Here is a 2,256-nt window from a genome sequence, read left to right as displayed (position 1 = left end):
TCTTGCCACGACGATCAGGTGCTCCACCTGCGCGCGATCAGATCGGAAAGCTGCGCGGCATCAGATCGGAATACATGCGCGCGATCGTCGGAATCCGCACCCTTGGCCTGAGCATCGTCAGGCCGCCTGGCGTAACGCCTCCTTCTTGTGCTCCTTGAGCAGGTCCATGTTGAGTAGCGATGGTCCTCGAGCCAGGCCTCGTGACGTTCGACGGTCAGCGCGCGCACCAGCCTTAGGCAGCTCTCGGCGTTGGGGAAGATCCGCACCACATAGGTGCGCCGCCGGATCTCCTCGTTGAGGCGCTCCAGCATGTTGGTCGACTTCATGTGCTTGCGGTGCACCAGCGGCAGACGGAAGTAGGTCAAGGTCTGCTCGATGTTGTCCTCGACCCAGCCGGTAAGCTTGGGATATTTGCCGCCCCATTTGCCAAGCCAGGCCGCCAGATCGCGCCGCACCTCGCCGAGATCGCGCCGGTCGTACATCCAGCGCAGCTCGAGCAGACAATCGTCGTCGACCTTGCGCGGCACATAGTCGAGCGCGTTGCGCAGGAAGTGCACATAACAGCGCCGCCAGAACACGCCGGCGAGCACTTCCGCGATCGCCTTCTTCAGCCCGGGATGATCGTCGGAGACGACGAACTCGACGCCATGCAGGCCGCGGGACTTCAGGGCTTCCAAAAACTCTTTCCAGCTCGACCGGCTCTCCCGTTGGCAAGCTCGACCGCGAGCACCTGACGCCGGCCTTCCCAGTCGACGCCGATCGCGATCAGTACCGCCTGGCTCGCGATGATGCCGTCCTCGCGCACTCGCTCATGGCGCGCACCAGGATCAGATAGGGAAACGGTTCCTTGAGCTTGAGCTCGCAGAACGCCTTCAGCGATCCATCAAGCCGTTTGTTGATGGCGCTGATCGCCGAGGCCGAGAAGGCATGCCCCACCAGTTCCTCGGTGACCTGCTTGACCTTCCGCGTCGAGACGCCTTGCACGTACATCTCGGCCAATGCCGCAACCAGCGCCTCTCCGAGCGCTGATAGCGCTCGAACAGCTCGGTCGAGAACCGCCCCTGCCGGTCCTGCGGCACCTTCAGCTCGATCTTGCAGACCCTTGTGATCAGCGAGCGGGATAGTAGCCGGAGCGATAGCCAAGCCGTCCTTCGACGCGGTCCCCTTTCTCCGCACCCAGCGTCTCCGTCATCTCGGCTTCGAGAATGTCCTGCACCGCACTCTGGATCAGCGGCTTCAGGAACCCCTTGTCCGACCTCAACAACTCTTTGACTGCAGAGACACCCGTCCTAGTCTTTGTCACGGTCATGGCGGGTCCAAGCTCCTCTACGAGCGGTGATCTTCGCAATCACCGGACCTACCATGACCGCTTCAGCCTCTTAGCTTTTGCAGAACGTTCCGCACACTACCCCCGAATTCCTGCACAACCGACCGGCCGGTCACGAACAAGGCCTCCTTACCCGTCCTAAGATGCAGGCAAAAGATGAGGCGCCTAGTGCGTGGCCAGAGCCATACTATCTCCGAACCCGAATTCTGACATCAATATGCTGAGGCTTGGAATTTGTCGTAAGGAGCGCCCCGAAGCACTACGTTCTGACGACGAATCGTAGCCTTCCACTTTTTCAGCGGCCGCGACGTCATGTTGCCGCCTTTGGCTTCCATCCGTCGCAGTGGGCCGTTCAGTGCGGCCACGACGAGAATGGATGCCCTTCGTCATTGCCAAAGCCTTGAAGCGCTGACGTAGCTCATCGTCCGCTCCAAAGCACCTGGTCAGATTCTGTTGCAAAGTTTGAGCATCGGCGCTTGTTGAACCCATGCGTTCCTAGAAAAGCAGACAACAAAGAATGCAGCCTCGAAATAAAGGTAACTTCAGCCCAACTCCCATCATCGAGCGCTAATGGGAAACAACAACGGACGCAGCCCCAGCCGCATTTGGCGAACCACACGGCGCCCCTGCCCAAGGAAAAACAAGCCATCCAAAGGCTCCGCCTTAAGAGCGACGTTCGCGCCCTGATTTGCTTGTGTCAGCCGGTCTGGGCCACAAAACAAGCGATTTGACCTGTTTCGATACTAAGCCTCGATCGCCAGGTCCACATGCCCCTGGCCGGTCGGTTCATCATCTCATTGGTTCAGAAAAGGCGTTACGGCGCGCTCCTTTTTGCGTCTTCCATGATCATGTCGGCGCCCTTCTCAGCCACCATTAGCGTCGGCGCATAGGTATTTCCGGACGGCACCGTCGGCATGATCGAGGCATCG

Annotated in this window: 1 protein-coding gene and 1 pseudogene; both read right to left on the bottom strand. The window is 59.8% G+C overall.

Annotation, left to right across the window (positions count from 1 at the left end):
- Positions 1–117 precede the first annotated feature (117 nt).
- Positions 118–1,309, bottom strand: a pseudogene (locus tag IVA79_RS17475) (IS256 family transposase).
- A gap of 832 nt (positions 1,310–2,141) precedes the next feature.
- Positions 2,142–2,256 (bottom strand): GMC oxidoreductase (locus IVA79_RS17470; protein ID WP_247554844.1); only part of this gene is annotated, 115 nt, incomplete at its 5' end.

It is taken from the genome of Bradyrhizobium sp. 138 (assembly GCF_023074075.1).
In the GTDB taxonomy this organism is placed as follows: domain Bacteria; phylum Pseudomonadota; class Alphaproteobacteria; order Rhizobiales; family Xanthobacteraceae; genus Bradyrhizobium.
This window is presented reverse-complemented; position numbering and strand designations above follow the sequence as displayed.